The following is a 1536-nucleotide window of genomic DNA, read 5'->3' on the forward strand; positions in this document are numbered from 1 at the left end:
GTCGTCAACGACGGCGCCGGCCGCCTGCAGCCCTGGGACGAGAACCCCTGGAGCCCGCAGAGCCCGGCCCCGGTGACGGTGGCGACGCTCAACGCCGACCAGGGCGCCGACCTGCTCGGCCAACGTCGCCACGGCGCGGTCTCGCTGAAGGTCACCTCGCACCCCACCACCGACTACGTCTACGACGTCGTGCACCACTGGACGGGCGCCGTTCCGGCGGACCCGACCTGGCGTGAGGAGTCCAAGGACCTCGGCCGGGTGAACGTCTCCTTCCGGAACTACCGGCAGGGCAAGGCGATGGAGTTCCGTCCGGACGTCTGGCGCGGCTGGGCCGTCGGCAACCAGCTCACCGCGCCCGCCCAGGGCGAGCGCACCGACTGGGTCACCGCCGGCACCACGTGGCTTGACGACGCCTTCATCCAGGGCGAGACCGGGCAGCACTCGATCGACCCGCTGACCTACCCGGCGCGCAAGACCGGCAAGGTCAGCTGGTTCGGCCCGATCCAGCGGCCCCGCATGGGCCCGTTCAACTACCAGCCGGTGCGCTACCTCGACACGATGTACATCACCGCGCCCGGCTGGGGTGACTCGGGGTCCGGCCACGTCGGGGAGGCCGGCGCGAACTTCGACGTCAAGGACTGGATGTCGCTCTACCAGGGCGATCAGCAGCTCGACTGGGGCAACGCCGAGTACCTGCAGGTTCCCGGCCTCGGCGCCGAGCGCCTGCCCTACCGGCTGGTCCTCGACAACGACCGTGGCACCTGGGCCAACCCGTACTCGACGCACACGTTGACCGAGTGGGACTTCACCTCCGCGGTCACCGGCAGCGATGCGGTGGCGTCCCTGCCGCTCATCCAGCTCGACTACGGCGTGGACACCGACAAGTCCGGCCGTGCCGACCGGCACGCCGGCCTGACGGTGACCGCCTCGCACCTTCCGGGCACCACCGCCGCCATCGGGAAGCCGACCGTCGAGGTGTCGTACGACGACGGTGCGACCTGGCAGCGGACCGACCTGAGCCGGTGCGACGACGGATGGCGGACGAACCTGCGCGCACCGCGGTCCGCCGACTTCGTCACTCTCCGGGTCGGCGCCCGGGACAGCGCGGGCAACACCGTCTCGCAGACGATCACCCGGGCCTTCGGCCTGCGCTGACGTCACACCCCGGGAGGTCACCCGGGACAGCACCGCGTGGGCGGGACCGCAGCCGGCGGCCCCGCCCACGCGGCGTTCCCAGGTGTCGGAGGCACGACCAGTCGTTACGCGCCAGGAGCTTGCCCACGCCCTGGACCGTGTACGTCACAGGGAACCGTCGGCCGAATCACCGTCTTGATCCGGCAACTGGTCAACAGCATGCTGCCGAAGCTCGACTTCCCCGAGCTGTTGCTGGAGGTCGCTGCGCCGGCCGAGTGCGTCCGAGAGCTGATCGTCTCAGGCACCCGCGAGGGTCTGGCCGCCGCCCGCCGCCCGCCGCCCGCCGCCCGCCGCCCCCCCCCCCCCCCCCCCCCCCCCCCCCCCCCCCCCCCCCCCCCCCCC

2 pseudogenes are annotated in these 1536 nt (G+C 72.5%); one reads left to right on the top strand and one right to left on the bottom strand.

Features of this window, described 5'->3' with window-relative positions:
- Positions 1 to 1155: pseudogene (locus ABT085_RS46290) on the top strand (serine protease); the annotation flags it as partial.
- A gap of 91 nt (positions 1156 to 1246) precedes the next feature.
- On the opposite strand, the pseudogene ABT085_RS46975 reads toward ABT085_RS46290, so the two are convergent.
- Positions 1247 to 1340 (bottom strand): annotated as a pseudogene (locus ABT085_RS46975) (winged helix-turn-helix domain-containing protein); the annotation flags it as partial.
- Positions 1341 to 1536 lie beyond the last annotated feature (196 nt).

The sequence above is a fragment of the Streptomyces sp. NPDC002265 genome, from assembly GCF_040296125.1.
Taxonomy (GTDB): Bacteria; Actinomycetota; Actinomycetes; order Streptomycetales; family Streptomycetaceae; genus Streptomyces.